Origin of the sequence: Microcoleus sp. Aus8_D2, assembly GCF_036702665.1 — a bacterium.
Lineage (GTDB): Bacteria > Cyanobacteriota > Cyanobacteriia > Cyanobacteriales > Microcoleaceae > Microcoleus.
Map to the genome: position 1 here is coordinate 49,578 of NZ_JAUBUN010000013.1, position 16,207 is coordinate 65,784.

Annotated in this window: 21 protein-coding genes and 1 pseudogene; 19 read left to right on the top strand and 3 right to left on the bottom strand. The window is 43.6% G+C overall.

Translation table 11 applies throughout. The features are described from left to right. The first annotated feature begins 149 nt into the window (after positions 1-149). The 16 genes from QUB64_RS12815 (at position 150) to QUB64_RS12890 (ending at position 13,353) form a co-directional block, all read left to right on the top strand. Positions 150-581 (top strand): ATP synthase subunit I, encoded by a 432-nt coding sequence (locus QUB64_RS12815; RefSeq protein ID WP_442921657.1) that lies wholly within the window; start codon positions 150-152, stop codon positions 579-581. 27 nt (positions 582-608) lie between these two features. Then, positions 609-1,367: a F0F1 ATP synthase subunit A gene (gene atpB / locus QUB64_RS12820; RefSeq protein ID WP_333268854.1), complete on the top strand. Its 759-nt coding sequence runs from the start codon at positions 609-611 to the stop codon at positions 1,365-1,367. A 133-nt stretch (positions 1,368-1,500) separates the two neighbouring features. After that, the gene (gene atpE / locus QUB64_RS12825; protein ID WP_193972048.1) at positions 1,501-1,746 is read left to right on the top strand and encodes an ATP synthase F0 subunit C; all 246 of its coding nucleotides are present in this window, start codon (positions 1,501-1,503) and stop codon (positions 1,744-1,746) included. Positions 1,747-1,772: 26 nt separating this feature from the next. Next, a complete protein-coding gene (locus tag QUB64_RS12830; RefSeq protein ID WP_333268853.1) occupies positions 1,773-2,240 on the top strand; it encodes a F0F1 ATP synthase subunit B' in 468 nt (155 codons plus the stop codon). A gap of 94 nt (positions 2,241-2,334) precedes the next feature. Further along, positions 2,335-2,862, top strand: coding sequence for a F0F1 ATP synthase subunit B (locus QUB64_RS12835; protein WP_333268852.1), 528 nt, complete (start codon positions 2,335-2,337; stop codon positions 2,860-2,862). Between the two features lie 3 nt (positions 2,863-2,865). Further along, positions 2,866-3,411, top strand: coding sequence for an ATP synthase F1 subunit delta (gene atpH, locus QUB64_RS12840; RefSeq protein ID WP_333268851.1), 546 nt, complete (start codon positions 2,866-2,868; stop codon positions 3,409-3,411). A 132-nt stretch (positions 3,412-3,543) separates the two neighbouring features. After that, on the top strand, positions 3,544-5,061 hold the full coding sequence (atpA, locus tag QUB64_RS12845; protein ID WP_293154898.1) for a F0F1 ATP synthase subunit alpha: 1,518 nt from the start codon (positions 3,544-3,546) through the stop codon (positions 5,059-5,061). A gap of 129 nt (positions 5,062-5,190) precedes the next feature. Then, positions 5,191-6,141: a F0F1 ATP synthase subunit gamma gene (locus QUB64_RS12850; RefSeq protein ID WP_333268850.1), complete on the top strand. Its 951-nt coding sequence runs from the start codon at positions 5,191-5,193 to the stop codon at positions 6,139-6,141. Between the two features lie 301 nt (positions 6,142-6,442). Continuing rightward, positions 6,443-6,565 carry a hypothetical protein gene (locus tag QUB64_RS12855; protein WP_333268849.1) on the top strand — a complete coding sequence of 41 codons (123 nt, stop codon included), beginning with the start codon at positions 6,443-6,445 and terminating at the stop codon, positions 6,563-6,565. A gap of 3 nt (positions 6,566-6,568) precedes the next feature. Continuing rightward, positions 6,569-6,775 (top strand): hypothetical protein, encoded by a 207-nt coding sequence (locus tag QUB64_RS12860; protein ID WP_333268848.1) that lies wholly within the window; start codon positions 6,569-6,571, stop codon positions 6,773-6,775. Positions 6,776-6,868: 93 nt separating this feature from the next. Beyond that, entirely contained in the window at positions 6,869-9,202 is a 2,334-nt protein-coding gene (locus QUB64_RS12865) for a hypothetical protein (RefSeq protein ID WP_333268847.1), read from the top strand. A 108-nt stretch (positions 9,203-9,310) separates the two neighbouring features. Then, entirely contained in the window at positions 9,311-11,329 is a 2,019-nt protein-coding gene (locus QUB64_RS12870) for an FtsK/SpoIIIE domain-containing protein (RefSeq protein WP_333268846.1), read from the top strand. Between the two features lie 80 nt (positions 11,330-11,409). Further along, positions 11,410-11,592 (top strand): hypothetical protein, encoded by a 183-nt coding sequence (locus QUB64_RS12875; RefSeq protein ID WP_333268845.1) that lies wholly within the window; start codon positions 11,410-11,412, stop codon positions 11,590-11,592. Further along, the gene (locus tag QUB64_RS12880; protein WP_333268844.1) at positions 11,592-12,518 is read left to right on the top strand and encodes a hypothetical protein; all 927 of its coding nucleotides are present in this window, start codon (positions 11,592-11,594) and stop codon (positions 12,516-12,518) included. The genes QUB64_RS12875 and QUB64_RS12880 overlap by 1 nt, the downstream gene beginning before the upstream one ends. 28 nt (positions 12,519-12,546) lie before the next feature. Next, complete coding sequence (locus tag QUB64_RS12885) at positions 12,547-12,951, top strand: hypothetical protein (RefSeq protein ID WP_333268843.1); 405 nt, start codon at positions 12,547-12,549, stop codon at positions 12,949-12,951. 27 nt (positions 12,952-12,978) lie between these two features. Next, positions 12,979-13,353: a hypothetical protein gene (locus QUB64_RS12890; protein WP_333268842.1), complete on the top strand. Its 375-nt coding sequence runs from the start codon at positions 12,979-12,981 to the stop codon at positions 13,351-13,353. 64 nt (positions 13,354-13,417) lie between these two features. On the opposite strand, the gene QUB64_RS12895 is transcribed toward QUB64_RS12890, so the two are convergent. The 3 genes and pseudogenes from QUB64_RS12895 to QUB64_RS12905 all read right to left on the bottom strand — a co-directional run bounded on the left by QUB64_RS12895 (position 13,418) and on the right by QUB64_RS12905 (position 14,278). After that, on the bottom strand, positions 13,418-13,630 hold the full coding sequence (locus QUB64_RS12895; protein WP_333268945.1) for a helix-turn-helix domain-containing protein: 213 nt from the start codon (positions 13,628-13,630) through the stop codon (positions 13,418-13,420). Positions 13,631-13,800: 170 nt separating this feature from the next. Then, positions 13,801-14,013: pseudogene (locus QUB64_RS12900) on the bottom strand (helix-turn-helix domain-containing protein). A gap of 52 nt (positions 14,014-14,065) precedes the next feature. Continuing rightward, entirely contained in the window at positions 14,066-14,278 is a 213-nt protein-coding gene (locus QUB64_RS12905; protein ID WP_333268841.1) for a helix-turn-helix domain-containing protein, read from the bottom strand. 199 nt (positions 14,279-14,477) lie between these two features. Between QUB64_RS12905 and QUB64_RS12910 the strand changes: the two genes are divergently transcribed. From QUB64_RS12910 to QUB64_RS12920, 3 genes are all read left to right on the top strand, one after another. Beyond that, a complete protein-coding gene (locus tag QUB64_RS12910; RefSeq protein ID WP_333268840.1) occupies positions 14,478-14,921 on the top strand; it encodes a hypothetical protein in 444 nt (147 codons plus the stop codon). 90 nt (positions 14,922-15,011) lie between these two features. Continuing rightward, the gene (locus QUB64_RS12915; RefSeq protein ID WP_333268839.1) at positions 15,012-15,344 is read left to right on the top strand and encodes a hypothetical protein; all 333 of its coding nucleotides are present in this window, start codon (positions 15,012-15,014) and stop codon (positions 15,342-15,344) included. Positions 15,345-15,473: 129 nt separating this feature from the next. Next, positions 15,474-16,058: a Uma2 family endonuclease gene (locus QUB64_RS12920; RefSeq protein WP_333268838.1), complete on the top strand. Its 585-nt coding sequence runs from the start codon at positions 15,474-15,476 to the stop codon at positions 16,056-16,058. The last annotated feature ends 149 nt before the right edge of the window (positions 16,059-16,207 follow it).

The window sequence follows — 16,207 nt, forward strand, 5'->3', positions numbered from 1 at the left end:
GGTATTATTCGATCTGAAGTGTACGAGCTGTAACGTTTGTCACACTTGTCGCTACAAGACGGTTTCAACCGAATTAATTGTAGTGGGAGTCAACTAACACCGACTGCTTTGAAAGTCAAGTAACCTTGTCAGATCAATCTCGCGCATCCATCGCTGAAACGGGGGACATCTCTCAGACAGGTTCGCCCGAACCGGAGTCCACCGACACTATGCAAGATTTCTACAAACTTCAGCAACAGTTGTTTGTGGTCACGCTCGCTTTCACGGGAATAATTTTTATCTCGGTGTGGATTTTTTATTCGCTCAACATTGCCCTAAATTATGTGCTTGGGGCGATCGCCGGTGTGGTTTACTTGAGAATGTTGGCTAAAGACGTTGAACGCATCGGCCCGCAAAAGACCAGTCTGAGTAAAAATAGGTTAGCTGTATTTATTGGGTTGATTGTAGTAGCAACTCAGTGGAATCAGTTGCAGGTTTTGCCCATATTTTTGGGATTTCTGACGTATAAGGGCGCGATCGTCTTTTATATGCTGCAAAGCCTGTTTCTTCCCGACCCGGAGAATGGGTCAGGCAGTCGGTGAACCCTCCACTGTGTGAACTTCTTGTGAATGGAAATGCTAAATGTCTTAAATGCTTTTAATGCTTTTCCCCTCGCTGAGTTGGAAGTAGGTAAGCATTTCTACTGGCACATCGGCAGTCTCAAAGTTCACGGTCAGGTATTCATTACCTCCTGGATTGTGATTGCTCTCCTTCTAATCGCTTCCTTTGCGGGAACTCGCAATATGCAGAGAATTCCGCGCGGAATGCAAAATTTTATGGAGTACGCCTTAGAATTCGTTCGAGACTTGGCTCGAAATCAACTCGGCGAGAAAGAGTACCGTCCTTGGCTGCCATTTATTGGCACATTGTTTCTGTTTATTTTTGTATCGAATTGGTCGGGCGCTTTAGTTCCTTGGAAACTAATTAAGTTGCCAGCGGGCGAACTAGCTGCTCCGACTAACGATATCAACACGACTGTAGCACTTGCTTTGCTGACTTCTCTGGCATATTTTTATGCGGGTTTCAGCAAGCGGGGTTTGGGTTACTTTACTAAGTACATCGAACCTACCCCAATTTTGCTGCCGATCGCGATTTTGGAAGATTTCACCAAACCACTTTCCCTGAGCTTCCGTTTATTTGGTAACATCTTAGCGGATGAATTAGTTGTAGCGGTTTTGGTGCTATTAGTTCCCCTGTTCGTACCTCTGCCCGTAATGATGTTGGGTCTGTTTACCAGTGCGATTCAAGCTTTGGTATTTGCCACCTTGGCAGGAGCTTACATTCACGAAGCATTGGAAGGACACGGCGGCGACGAACATCACGATTAACTCTCTAAAATTGGGTAAAGGCTAATAACGAAAAGTCCGCAGTCCTCAGTCTAATGACTGATGACTAATGACTGATGACTAATTACCCAATATCTGTCTTGCACTCTGTACACTAAGGTTAAGGAAATTTATCATGAATCCGACAATTGCTGCTGCTTCTGTTATCGCCGCCGGTCTAGCTATTGGTTTAGGCGCGATTGGACCTGGTATCGGTCAAGGTAATGCCGCCGGTCAAGCAGTAGAAGGTATTGCCCGCCAGCCGGAAGCAGAAGGCAAAATTCGCGGTACTCTCCTGCTGAGCTTAGCATTCATGGAATCCTTGACTATCTACGGTCTGGTTATTGCATTGGTGCTGTTGTTTGCTAATCCCTTCGCTTAATACTGAAGGACTGCAAAAAGGGGCGGATGTCTTTCCGCCCCAAAAACAAGGAGGAACTAAAAGTGTTTGATTTTGATGCAACTTTGCCCTTTATGGCGTTGCAGTTCCTAGTTTTGACCGTAGTCCTGAATGCGGTTTTCTATAAGCCAATGACTAAGGTGCTCGATGAGCGGGACGAATACATTCGCACCACTCAATTGTCAGCTCAGGAACGCTTGGCGAAAGCCCAGAAATTAGCGCAGGAATACGAACAAAAACTGGGAGAAACTCGCAAACAGTCTCAAGCAGTAATTGCTACGGCTCAAGCGGATGCCAAAAAAATCGCGTCGGCAAAAGTAGCTGAGGCTCAAAAAGAAGCTCAAGTGTCGCGAGAAAAGGCAGGCCAAGAGATAGAGCAGCAAAAGCAAGACGCAATGCGCTCGCTAGAACAAGAGGTAGATACCCTGAGCCGACAAATTCTTGAGAAGCTATTAGGCACAGCATTGGTCAAATAGCTCGATCGAACAGTTTTAGATTTTGGGTGAAATTTAAAATCTAAAATCTAAAATCGGTTCATCCAACCTGCACGCGCAATTATGGAAGAGAATCATGGGGACTGTTTTATTGCTAGCCACAGAAGCTAGCGGGGAAGGTGGTTTCGGTTTAAATTTCGATATTTTAGAAACCAACCTGATTAACCTGAGCATTGTTATTGGATTGCTGTTTTACTTCGGGCGCGGCTTCTTAGGAAATATCCTAGGCGAAAGACGCTCTGCCATCGAAGAGGTCATTAAAGAAGCAGAAACTCGCCAAAAAGAGGCAGCAGCAGCTCTGGCAGAGCAGCAGCAAAAATTGACTCAAGCACAAGCAGAAGCGGAACGGATTCGAGCCGCTGCTGAAAAAAATGCGATCGGAGCCAAAGAAGCAATTCTAGCTCAAGCGGCGCAGGAAGTTGAACGCATGAAAGCAACAGCAGGTCAAGAGTTGGAAGCGGAGCGGGAAAGAGCGATCGCCCAACTGCGATCGACTGTTGTATCTCTGGCATTAGCAAAGGTGGAAGGCCAGTTAAAAACTAGCTTGGACGACAACGCCCAAAACCACTTAATCGATCGCAGCATTGCGCTACTGGGAGGCTAAAAAGTGAGTATCGTTAGCACAGCAGTCTTACAGCCTTACTCATCTGCCTTGATGTCACTGGCTCAGTCCAGCAATCTCTCAGAAAAGTTCGGCGAAGACATTCGTTCTTTGCTTAGCCTGCTCGAAGGTTCAGAAGAGTTGCGTCAATTTTTAGCCAATCCGCTGATCAAAGCGGATGCTAAAAAAGCCGTAATTCAGCAAATAGCGGGTGACGAAATGAACCCGTTGATGCACAATTTTCTGAAGCTTTTAGTAGACAAAGGAAGAATTCTTTTTTTAGAAGGAATTGGCCAACAATACTTGGCAAAGCTGAGAGAACTCAACCAAACAGTATTGGCTGAAGTTACCTCGGCAGTTCCGCTCTCAGACGCTCAACAGCAGACTGTACGCGAAAAAGTGCAGGCGATGACCAGCGCTCGCAGCGTAGAAATTGAAACCAAAATAGACGCAGATTTAATCGGCGGTGTGGTAATCAAAGTAGGCTCTCAAGTAATTGATGCTAGCCTGCGGGGACAATTGCGCCGTCTCGGAATTCGATTGAGTTCTTAATAGTTAATAGCTGATAGCAGATAGCTATTAGCTAATGTAGTTAGCAGTTAGCAATTAGTAGTTTTAAACAACTGACAACTGACAACTGACAACTGACAACTGACAACTGACAACTGACAAATAATAACTGACATGGCAGCAATCAGACCTGACGAAATTAGCAGCATTATTCGCCAGCAAATTGAACAGTACGACCAAGATGTAAAAGTCTCTAACGTCGGTACTGTTTTGCAAGTAGGCGACGGCATTGCCCGGATTTATGGCTTGGATAAGGCTATGTCCGGCGAATTGCTAGAATTTGCCGACGGCACTGTAGGTATCGCACTGAACCTCGAACAAGATAACGTCGGTGCAGTGTTGATGGGCCAAGGTCTCGGCATTCAAGAAGGTTCGGCAGTTACTGCTACTGGCAGAATTGCTGAAGTCCCCGTTGGTGAAGCAATGTTGGGCCGCGTAGTTGATGCTTTGGCCCGTCCGATCGACGGCAAAGGCGACATTAAAACTACTGAGTCTCGTTTGATTGAATCTCCGGCACCTGGTATCGTTTCTCGCCGTTCTGTTTACGAACCGATGCAAACAGGGATTACCGCTATTGATGCGATGATTCCTGTGGGAAGAGGACAGCGGGAACTGATTATTGGAGACCGTCAAACTGGTAAAACTGCGATCGCGATCGACACAATCATCAACCAAAAATCGGAAGATGTAATTTGCGTGTATGTGGCGATCGGTCAAAAAGCCTCCACAGTAGCTAACATCGTCAACGTCCTGCAAGAAAAGGGCGCGATGGACTACACAATCGTCGTAGCAGCAAACGCTAGCGACCCCGCTACCCTGCAATATTTGGCACCTTACACAGGCGCAAGCTTAGCCGAGTATTTCATGTACAAAGGCAAGCACACCTTGGTCATTTACGATGACCTTTCCAAACAAGCACAGGCCTACCGCCAAATGTCCTTGTTGCTGCGCCGTCCTCCCGGCCGCGAAGCATATCCCGGAGACGTTTTCTATCTCCACTCTCGCTTGCTAGAACGCGCTGCTAAATTGAGCGACGATTTGGGCGAAGGTAGCATGACAGCTTTGCCGATTATTGAAACCCAAGCCGGCGACGTTTCTGCTTACATTCCTACCAACGTAATTTCGATTACCGACGGTCAAATCTTCCTTTCTTCTGACTTGTTTAACTCTGGTTTGCGTCCGGCTGTAAACCCCGGTATTTCGGTATCGCGGGTAGGTTCGGCGGCTCAAACTAAGGCAATGAAAAAAGTAGCCGGTAAGGTGAAATTGGAATTGGCGCAGTTTGAAGAACTGGCAGCATTTTCTCAGTTTGCTTCTGACTTGGACAAAGCTACTCAGAATCAATTGGCCCGCGGTCAACGCTTGCGCGAACTGTTGAAACAAGCGCAAAGTTCTCCTCTGCCAATGAACGAACAAGTGGCTGTGATCTATGCCGGTATTAACGGCTACATGGATGACATCGATGTGGATAAAGTAAGCAAGTTTACTGTTGGTTTGCGCGACTATTTGCGGACTAGCAAGCCGAAGTACGGCGAAATCGTTCAAGGCGGAAAAGCTTTGACAGATGAAGCTGAGAAACTGCTGAAAGAAGGCATCACAGAATACAAGCAAACTTTCTTGGTTTCTGCGTAAATCGAGTTGAAAGTTTGAACCGCAGATGAACGTGGATAAACGCAGATTATCTGATGTTCATCTGCGTTTATCTGCGTTTATCGGCGGTTTTAATTAAGATGATGCGGACAAGGATGTAAGGAGAAAGTTATGGCAAATCTGAAAACTATTCGCGATCGCATTAAGTCGGTCAAGAACACTAAAAAGATTACAGAAGCAATGCGCTTGGTGGCTGCGGCTAAGGTGCGCCGCGCTCAAGAACAGGTGACTGCTACTCGTCCTTTTGCCGATCGCCTCGCAGAGGTATTGTACGGTTTGGCAGAACGCTTGCAGTTTGAAAGTCAGGATTTACCGCTGCTGAAAAAACGCGAAGTGCGATCGGTGGGACTTTTGGTAGTTTCGGGCGATCGGGGTTTGTGCGGCGGCTACAACGGTAACATCATTAGATACGCCGAAAATCGCGCCAAGGAAATCAAAGCTGAAGGCTTAAACTACAAATTCGTGTTGGTAGGACGCAAAGCTACTCAGTATTTCCAACGTCGCGATCAGCCGATCGATGCTACTTACACTAACTTGGAACAAATTCCGACTGCACCGGAAGCGGCCCAAATTGCTGACGAATTGCTGTCTTTGTTCCTGTCGGGAACTGTGGACAGAGTTGAGCTAATTTACACCAAATTTGTGTCACTAATTAGTTCGCGTCCAGTAATTCAAACGTTGTTACCCCTCGACCCCCAAGGTTTGGAAACTCCCGATGATGAAATCTTCCGCTTGACAACAAAAGGCGGAAATTTTGAAGTATCGCGGGAAAAAGTTGCTAAGCCTACAAAGAGTTTGCCACGGGACATGATTTTCGAGCAAGATCCGGCGCAAATTTTGGAAGCACTTTTGCCTTTGTATTTGAACAATCAATTGCTGCGGGCTTTGCAAGAATCTGCTGCTAGCGAGTTGGCTGCGCGGATGACGGCGATGAACAATGCTAGTGAGAATGCTAGCGATTTGATTGGTAGTTTGACGCTGACTTATAACAAGGCGCGGCAAGCGGCAATTACCCAGGAAATTCTGGAAGTTTGCGGCGGTGCTGAGGCTTTGAACGGTTAAGTTAGGGTTGACAATTTGTTGATTTTATGCTAGGCGTCTGGGGGAACTCAGGCGCTATTTTTTGTGTAGTAGTCGTAGGGTGCGTCGCTACGAAAAATTCTTAACTCAATATCGACAATCTCACGGCGACGCACCTGGGAACTTTAAGGGCTCGTGTAAACAAACCCAATACTTGTTTCCTTAACTATTGTGTAAGGTGCGTCGCTATCAGATTGTCTCTCTTTTTTTGGGGATTGTCGATGGCGACGCACCCTACAAATACTAGCAAACGCTGATATCGAATATGTGGAGTAGATAAATTATGACTCAATCTCCCCCGACAATATCGATCGATCGCATCCTCGAACAAAATGCTACATCCGTACTGGCTTGGGCGAACAATACATTTTCGGCTCAAACCACCGCACCGCAGGACTTTAACTAGCTGTTGTTAGCCGATGTTTCCTCTGCGAAGGCTCGAAAAGGTGAAAATAATGGGGGTTTATTCGATCGCACTTGGGCCGAAGTAGCAACCGCAATTTACGATCGACTAGCTGAAGCCGCGGAACAGAAAAAACCCGGTAGCGGGGAGTCTGTGAGAATTTCCTCAATGATGTTGCGGGCTGGGGCGATCGCCAGCATCTCGGTTGTGTAGCCAAGTATACATTAGTCATTCCACTTGCTAAAAGCTGAGCTAGTCATGTATCATACTCAAAAGTGCTTTGAGTCGATCGCCAGCGAGATCAGTATGAGTAACCTTTCAAACATTCCAGGTGGAGGCGGTCTCCCAGATCGTTTCAGAAATGTGGGAGAAAAAATCCAGGCATTCTTCGATTATGCCGAAACAGATCCCGATCGGGCTGTTCCTTTCTTCGCCAACATCTGGGAAACTCAAGGATCGCTAACGACGCGGGCTCTGGCGCTGCAAGGTTTGGGTCGTGCGGCACAACACGGTCACGTCAAGCAGGCTCTAGCTGACTGGGATGTGCTCAAAGATATCGCGAAGGAAGTTAAGGGGAAGGGGGAAGTTAGCAGCGATTTGACTCGATGGGCGGCGGCGAAGGCCCTGGAAGACATTGGATATTCTCTAAGGGATTTACAGCATTTAGAAGGTGGCGGTTTCACTGAACCTCTCGATCGCATTCGTCGGGAAATTCGCGATCGTAAGCTAGCGGAAATTAACAGAATTCAGCGCCTAAACACCAGAGGGGAAACAACCGCAGAATATGATAGAAACCGAGAATTTTGGCTGTACGGGCCGGTTGAGGAGTTATTCGCTGGTAATGATAGCTCTTGGAATTATCAGGAGTTAGTAGGAGATGTCGTTCACGATTTACACGGGCGAGGGGTGTATTTAGGATTGAGATCGCCCAATAGGATTGTACATGGGGCGGCGCTACGTGAGGCGGAGCTAATTTTCAAAGAATCTGCTGAGATTGAGAAATTTATCTATGGGCTTTTGGAAGAGTTTTTGTATGACTCTAACCATGAAGTGACTTTGAGAATAACTGCGGCCAAAATCATTCATACAGCAACGGATTTAAGCAAAAAGCTAAAAACGTTGAGCAAGTTACTGACCCAAGAAAAGAATGCCAAATTGCTGGAAGTTGTGCTGCACCATGCTCAGTCACTTTTCAGGGAATCTGTTGATAATCAGAAATTTCTCTATGGGTATTTAGAGCAATTTTTGATCGATCGCACCCATGAAGTCTCTGTAAGAATAATGGCGATAGAGATTATCACCAAAGCAAGTGGCTTAAAGAAAGTAGAGACATTGAGTAAACTGCTGCTAGAAGATCTACCGTTGCAGAATGTGGCGCTGCGTCAGATTAGATTGATATTTAAAGAATCTTCTCAAATTGAAGAATTGCTATTTGAGACTTTGGATCAATTCTTGAATTATAACTATGAAGTATCTTTGAAGATTGACGCGGCGGAACTCGTTTATACAGCAAGAAATTTAAACAAAAAACTGACCACTTTGAGCAAACTGCTGTTGGAAGATACAGAGTTGCGGAATCTAGCGGTGAGGCTTTTGACCCCATACAAGCAGGAGTTAGTTAGAGTAAATGCTGATGCTCATACCGTATTAGATGCTTTGGTTTTTAATTACAGTTTGGATACTTGGGAGAAACCTGAACTACAAGACTTAACGATTTCAAAACTAGAAACTTATCTTTCATCAGTAAGTCAGTATCAAAGAGAAATTTCAGCAGTATTTACAAGTGCTATAGCTGCAACTAAATTATTAGGAACAAAGTATGAACAATTAAGATCACTGGTGAAACCTCGGACAGAAGATTTCCAACATTGGCAGAAGATTGCTATGCAACATTGTGAAATATGGCCTCATTCTTTAAGAGAAAAAACAAATAAATTAGCTCATAAACATTTAACGATTTCACAACTAGAAACTTATATTGCATCAGCAAGCCAGTATGAAAGGGAAATTTCAGCAATATTTACAAGTGCTATAGGTGCTGCTAAACCATTAGGGGTAAAATATGAAAAATCAGCATCAATTGTGACAAAATATTTGCAAAGTAAGCAGGAGGATACTATAAAAACTAATGAAAAATATACTAATCCTTTAAAAGAGCAAATCAAGGAATTAGTTCATATTCAAACCACAATTAAAAATCTCCAAAAATTGTTAAAAGAAATATCATATCGCATTAAGTCTGTAGACTCTAATTTGTATGGTAAAATAAAGAATATTCCGGGTTTTTCTTCGTTAGAATATCCTAGAAAAAATGACACGTATCATGATTGCCTTCAGACCGTTCATGAATTAGAATCTCTTAAAAGTCAGGTGTTATTAAAATTATACGACAAGAAATGGCAAATATCTTTGTACATAGACGAATCGGAAAATCAACTGGATGAATTATATTCCTACGGCTGTTTAGTGCCTATTGTATTAATATTTCTCTTTACTGTAGCTAAAACAATAGTAATAATATTGTTTATAGTGACGGGCTTGAGCGTGTTTGGTTCTAAATTACTGATATCACATCTGAAGAATAAAAAGAATTTGCTAATTAATTTAGAAACCGATCTTTATTGTAGAGTTCGGTTGTAAATCGAGGTATGCTGAAATCCTGTATTATTCAAGATATCCAGGTTGAAATTCGTGCCTCATCTTTTGGGAAAAGGCTATAGCAAATTATCCAAACGATGGTAATGATACATGACGACTCATAAATTCCCCCTACTATTAGAAATTCACTATCATAAATCTTTGTGGGATAGCACTTCTCAACATACTTTCCGTCGAGAGTTACTACAAACTCAGGATCAGACACTACGCTCAATTAGCCGCCTCGGTACTAACCTAACAATTTCCCTCCGCTACATCTATGACCCCAATCAATCCCCAAAACTCAAAACATACCTCCTAATCAATCAACCCCACAATACCCAAACCGAAGAACATTCCCAAGAAATTCTTAGCCTCCTCACCAAAGGCAAATTAAGCGAATTCTTCACCCTCACCCCTCAACCCAACCTTAGCATCTGCCAAAACTTAGACTGGGTGCAAATTATTGGTGAAATACTCAAACATGAGGAATTAATCGAGCCCCAAAATTACTACTTACCTCACTTCTTCGAGGCAAATCCCACCAATGATATGTCAGCAGTCTGCGATGTCATCCAGCGCGCCGACAGCAAACTAATTTTAGAAATCACCCTCCAAACCTATGACAACCCCAATCAAAAATCCTGGGTAAATGCGATCGACCAAATGCTCGCTCAATTAGAAAAAGTCAACGCCAGCGGCACAAAAGACAACCTTCTATCTGTCACATTAGCACTCTATCAAAAATACCAACAATTATATCCCAGCAGTGACTTATTCCAATATAGTATCAAAGCCTTAGCCGAAAATTGGGGCGATGCTTCTGTCGTCCTCAGTACCCTCATCGAGCACGCCACCAAAGAAACCCCTCACGGAAAACAATGCCGAATTGTCAAAGTCAACAAAAGCAACCCCGCATTTTCCGAAAGCTTGGAAGCCACAAAAAAAGTAGAAATTTCCACCGCTATTGAATGGGAAGGCTGGCAAAAAGACATTGGTCAAATGTTAATTAAAAATGCCATAGAACCACCCAAAAAAGGCGTAGGAAAATTAAGTAACTCTTCGGCAAATCTCCCAGAAAAACCATCATTCAGTGTTCCCAACGCACCATTGTTGACAGGTGGCATCAATTCGGAACCCAATCAAAATCTACCGCAACTATATAATACTGTTTCAGACGGTTCAGCCTTAACGAAGTTGTCATCAACTCCGCCCCCTTCTCGGATAGTTGATTTAAAACCATTGCATCGGTTAGCGAGTGCTCAAGAAATCACTGGATTTTTCCGCATTGCAGTTTCCAGAAGTGCGGCGGATGTTCCTATTGAGGCATTCTCAAATAAATTACCTGAAAAATTAAACATAGAGGATGTTGTCAGAGAACATCGAAAACTCATCACTGAAGACTCCTACATAGTGGGAATTGACGAAAATGGAAAACCCTGCATTTCCGATTTTTCCAAGATTCCTCATCGGATTGTTGCGGGAGGAACCGGCTCAGGTAAAACTAACTTTATCAGCTCAGTTATCTACCAGTTTTTGTATGCTGATCCATCCCGCGAAATTTATATTATTGATTTTCAAGCGGGTTTACATTACCAATTCATGGTAGATCAACAGCCGACTATAAAAATGGTAACGCAACTACAAGAATGTGCTAAAGTTTTCGGTCAATTGTGGGATGAACATGAAAAAAGGCGACAGCAGATGCTTGAAAAGCGAGTGAGAAGTTTGAAGGATCTTAAAGAAAAACATGATATCTCAATACCTCGTATTCTGCTGATTATTGATGAAGCGTTTTATATAAAAACTGCTGATCGAGACATTAAAAAGACTATCGAAACCCATCTCAATAACTTGGCTGCTCAAAGTCGTGTAACTGCAATCCACATTATTTACTGTAGCCAAACCCCAACTTCAGATATAATTGACACACAAACTTCAAACAACATGGGAGAAAAAGTGATTTTTAGGATTGACTCCAGCACAGATAGTATGAGATTACTGGGTGAAAGAACAGCAGCGGATTTACCTGTAGATCCTAAAGGGAGAGCTATATATAAAGGGTTAGATGGAAAACCAAAACTTGTGGGAACCCCAAAAGTGCCAGATGAAATTTGGGAAATTCCTTGAGTTTAGTTTATAATAGTATTGATGTTTTTTGGAGTGAGATCATGGCATTATTAGATGAGATAGATGACTTTCAGGCAACAATGAATAAAGTCCTTGAATTGGTAGAAGAAACCAAAGCCTTAGCTGGACAGATAGAAGATACACCACCCCGCGAGTTGCCAGCTAAAATGAAGATAATTTATGAATATTGTGCCGAAGGAATTAAAACTCTGAATAATGCTATTGGACAAGCAGAGGACATCCAGAAGACTGTAGGGGGCTAATGGGAATTAACGAAGAGTGCGATGTGCTTCAGTCAATGCTCAGTCAAGTTATTGATAGCTTGGCTGAGGTGCAAAGTCGCGCTCAATCTTTACCCGATCGTGGTGTTTACGAGCTAAGGCGAGAGATTGCAGAGATTCTGGAAATCTGTTTTGAGGGAATGAGCGGCTTGAAAAAAAGTCAGAATCAGATAGAATTGATTCAGGCGATGATTGGGAATCAGAGTGGTGGGTATGCTGCTGCGCGATCGCCCTTATTGCCAACAACGACATTAGCAACTAATCTCAGAGACGATGTTAGTAATTTAGCTACCAAAGTGACTCATAACCCCAATCAGCCAAATCCGAGTAGTTCCTCTAACAATCCTGCATCCTCACCATCTACCCAATCCAATCAAAACGAGCAAATAGCCAAAGCAACTGCTGAAAATCTCGAACTCCAAGATGGAGGTCATAGTCTAGCCAGACATGGCCCGGATCGGTCGAATATTGACTTAGAAAATCGACTGACAACTGGTATTGCTCCCAACGGGGTTTTCAGTCCGACACAGGCTTCAACTCGTTTCAACAGTTATCAAGATTGGCTGGAAACCCGTCAAGCAGCGTTAGATGCGATCGCCAAACGAGAAGGTATTGATTTGAGCCAACCGCCACTGGTAGGAAAACAAGGGTCATTCAATATTATCCTAGAGCACGGAAAGCCGATTGATGATGGCTTTGTCGGTTCAGGAACTAAGGTTAAAATAACTGACCCTGTTAGCAGAAAACAAGGGAAAGTTTACACCAACGCTCAGTCTGTTAAGGGACTTACCCGAACTCAAACTCAGTTAGAATGGAATTCATCAACTAACCGTTGGGAAGTAAAACAGCACTATCCTGACGCTAGAAATTGGGATCAGCTTACGGCAAGCTATACAGCACCACCCTAATCATATCCAAAAACAAGGAGAAATAATTATGAAAATTAGTACAGCAATGGTCAATCACTATTTATCTGACATAACAGTTGCGTGGTTCAATCATCACGAACTACCGCCGGATGAAATGCAAGACTATTTGCCATTAGTTCAGTGGATGAAACAAAACGCCAGCAATCACAATGATTTGGAGTATTTGAAACTGGCATTTGAATATTTACTGACACATCCTGATGTGAATTATGAAGATTTTTCTGGCGGTCGTTACCCTTACGATAGCGATGATATCATAGAAATAATTGATTTTATCTACAGAACAATTTGGTCAGATTTACCCCCAGTATCGCTGAGCAATTCCGATGACGTACAACTCGTGTCTATATCGTTAGATGATTGGTGGGCCAGTCGCGAACAATTGGCTGAACTAATCACTTTATCAAAATAGTCTCATTGGTAAAAGACAAAGGTAAAGATGGCAAAAAAAATCTGGATTGTCTACAAAGCCGAAACCATGAGTGCTCCCGGTTGGGAAGAACGCCAGCTTATGCCGAAGGGCGGTTTAACTGATATTCTGTGGGAAAACTGGAGTTGGGAAGAAAACCCAATTCTTCCCCAGCCGGGGGATAGAACCCGCGACTACGACAATCTCTCTGACTCCGGTAATGGAGTAACTCACGGGAAAGATGGAGATTGGATAGTTACTAGCGTTCACCAGTTTTCTTCCTTTGATACTGACTTGCGAATTGTGCTGTGCTACTGTTCTTACCAACCGATTACTTCTGATTGGGAAATGCTGCAAAGTGGTGAGTCTGTGAGTCAGATGTTGGCAACTGTTGAGCAATATTGAGTTGATAAAAGTTCGATCGCGTCTGGAGTAATTCAGACGCTTTGTTTGAATGTAAATATGCCTTTTATTCCTGCACAATTTCCACCAAATCTTCAATCATCACATCAAATGTGCGGGCTAATTTGTGTATCGAAATGAAGTCAATAGTTGACACCCCCGGACAGCGGGCATAGTGTCTGACGGTGCTGTAGATGACTCCCGATCGCTCTGAAACCTCTTTTAGCGTCCAGCCTTTCTCAGCAGCGAATTCTCCGACTTTTAACCTAACTAAACCCATACTTGACAAGTGATGGTGTACCATCAATAGGATAATTGTATCCCAAAAGCCCATCGCCCCAAGGTCTGCAAAACTCAAACTTTCAAACTCAAAGGTGAAGGCGATCGCATCTAATTCCCAAACAAGGGATGTATCTATGATGTTACCAAGCTTTCAGCCAAAATCAACCACTACTCTTTCACCACCTCAACCAAATCTTCCACCATCACGTCAAATGTCCGCGCCAACTTGAGCAAGCACGTAAAATCAACCATTGCCATCCCCGGAGAACGCGAATAGGTTGTGAGAGTGCTATAGATGACTCCCGATCAATCCGAAACCTCTTTCAACGTCCAACCCTTCTCGGCCGTAAATTCTCTCACCCGCAATCTAATTAAGCCCATTGACAAAAAACAAGATTGAGTTTTTCAGGATTTTATTGTCAAAGTCGATCGGCTATTCCTGCACAATGTCGTACAAATCTTCAATCATCACATCGAATGTTCTGGCTAACTTGTGCAAAGCCGTCACGTCAATCGTTGCTAATCCGGGCGATCGCGCGTAGGTTCTCAGGGAACTGTACACTACGCCAGAGCGATCGGACACTTCTTTGAGCGTCCAACCCTTCTCGTCCGCAAATTCTCGAATCCGCAATTTAATTAAGCCCATAAGCTCTTGACAGATGATCTATATAGGTCGGATAATATTTTTATCGTAAAAAGCGATCGTCCTTACGCCTGGAAAACTCAAGGGCGATCGCCTGTTCAAATCAAATTCCCATCTAGTGGGATGTACCAACTAAGTCCGATCTACCAATTAAGTCGGATGTACCAACTCAGATATACCAACTAAGTAGGATGTACCAACTATGTTAGCAAACTTTTCGCGGAAATCAACCCCCGTTCATCCCTTGAGCCGGTTTGCGACGAAAGAGGCGATCGCGCGTCTCCTCAAAATCAAGGTAGAACAAATATATCGCATCGAGCGCTGGCGGCATATCCTTTACGTGCACGCCCAAGGAATGAGTCGCTTTGTCAGCTACGCCGACTTACCGCCAATTTTGGGAGTAGAATCGCCCCAAGGTTTAGATTTTGGTTATTGGAAGCGGCGCATGATGAGCAAGAAAGACAGAAATGCACCGGATTTTTGGGTTTATTTCTATGCAGATAAATTTCATCAAGCTGTTTCGGTTCCAGAATTGTTCGACTGGGGAAAGTTGGTTGGAGTAATTAAATTTATGTTGCCACAAATCGCAGTAGAGTCGCTGCGGAATGTTTACGCACAGGAAAAATATGTGCTGGAACATTTCTAATTTGTAGCACAACATTTCTGAAAGGGCGATCGCTAAAATATAATTGGACTACCTAAAATATCCCTCGAAAACAAGCTAACGAAAAAAACAATGACAACAGAACGCTGGACAGACGAAATGATGGATGATTTAGCTTCGACTGTAGAGGATTTATCTTCGACTGTAGAGGATTTATCTTCCACTGTAGAACAAACAACTCGGAATATCGAACAAACTAACCGCAATGTCGATATGCTGGTAGGTGCTGTCAATGCCATGTTAGAAAGAGACAGTCAGCGGGATGAAGAAATGCGGCGGCGAGATGAAGAAATGCGGCGGCGGGATGAGGATTTTCAACAGTACAAATTAGAAAACGACCAGAGATTTAATACTTTGCTGGAAGAAGTCAGATTTTTAATCAGAAAACTGGGAGATAATCAATGAGATATACTTTGTAGGGTTCGCACTTCGCACCTTACTTGTAGCAATCTCTGTTCAAATCATCCCAACAATTCCCACTGCATCAGCGATAATAATAGTATCAGCGAACTATCGAAAATTTAGGAAACACCTATGCTCGCGACTACCAGCGAATTACCCGAAATCGATGAAACGGCTCTGCTCGCGACTGCCACCGTACAGGATAATCTTACCATAGAAGACTTCATGGTTAATCCGCCCAAGAATATGGAATGGGTGGACGGTCAAATCGTAGAGAAACATGGAGCCACAGTCAAGCATAGTAAAATTCAATCTAGCTTGAGTTTTTCTTGGGCAAATTACATGATTTTCCGCCAACAGAGAGGTGAAGTTTATATTTCACCACCTTGCCGCACCAACCGACAAGTTCGCCGTCCCGATGTAGCTTATCTCACACCGGAATTAGTTGCACAATTCGGCGATGTTCCCACTTTGCCGCAAAGTTTCCCTTTAATTACCGAGATAGTTTCGCCCGCAGATATTGCTGAAGATGTATTTCTCAAAGCACAGGAATATTTAGCATCGGGCTGTCAGGAAGTCTGGCTGGTTTTTCCTGACAGTCAATTAGTATTCGTGGTGACACAAAATCAAATATTAGGATTTCGAGCGGGCGAAACAGTTAGAACTCAACAAGTTCTCGCAGGTTTTAGCATTACCGTCGATGAATTGTTAGCTTAAAATATTAAATTATTATACAAATGTTTTTTTAGTCCGCGAAGGTGTTCGCTGAGCTTGTCGAAGTGCGGACTTTGTTTGTAGAGCATCGGAATTCTATTCGGCGGCCCTTATTATTCTGCGCGCATTCTCAAATCAAATTGCTACAATAT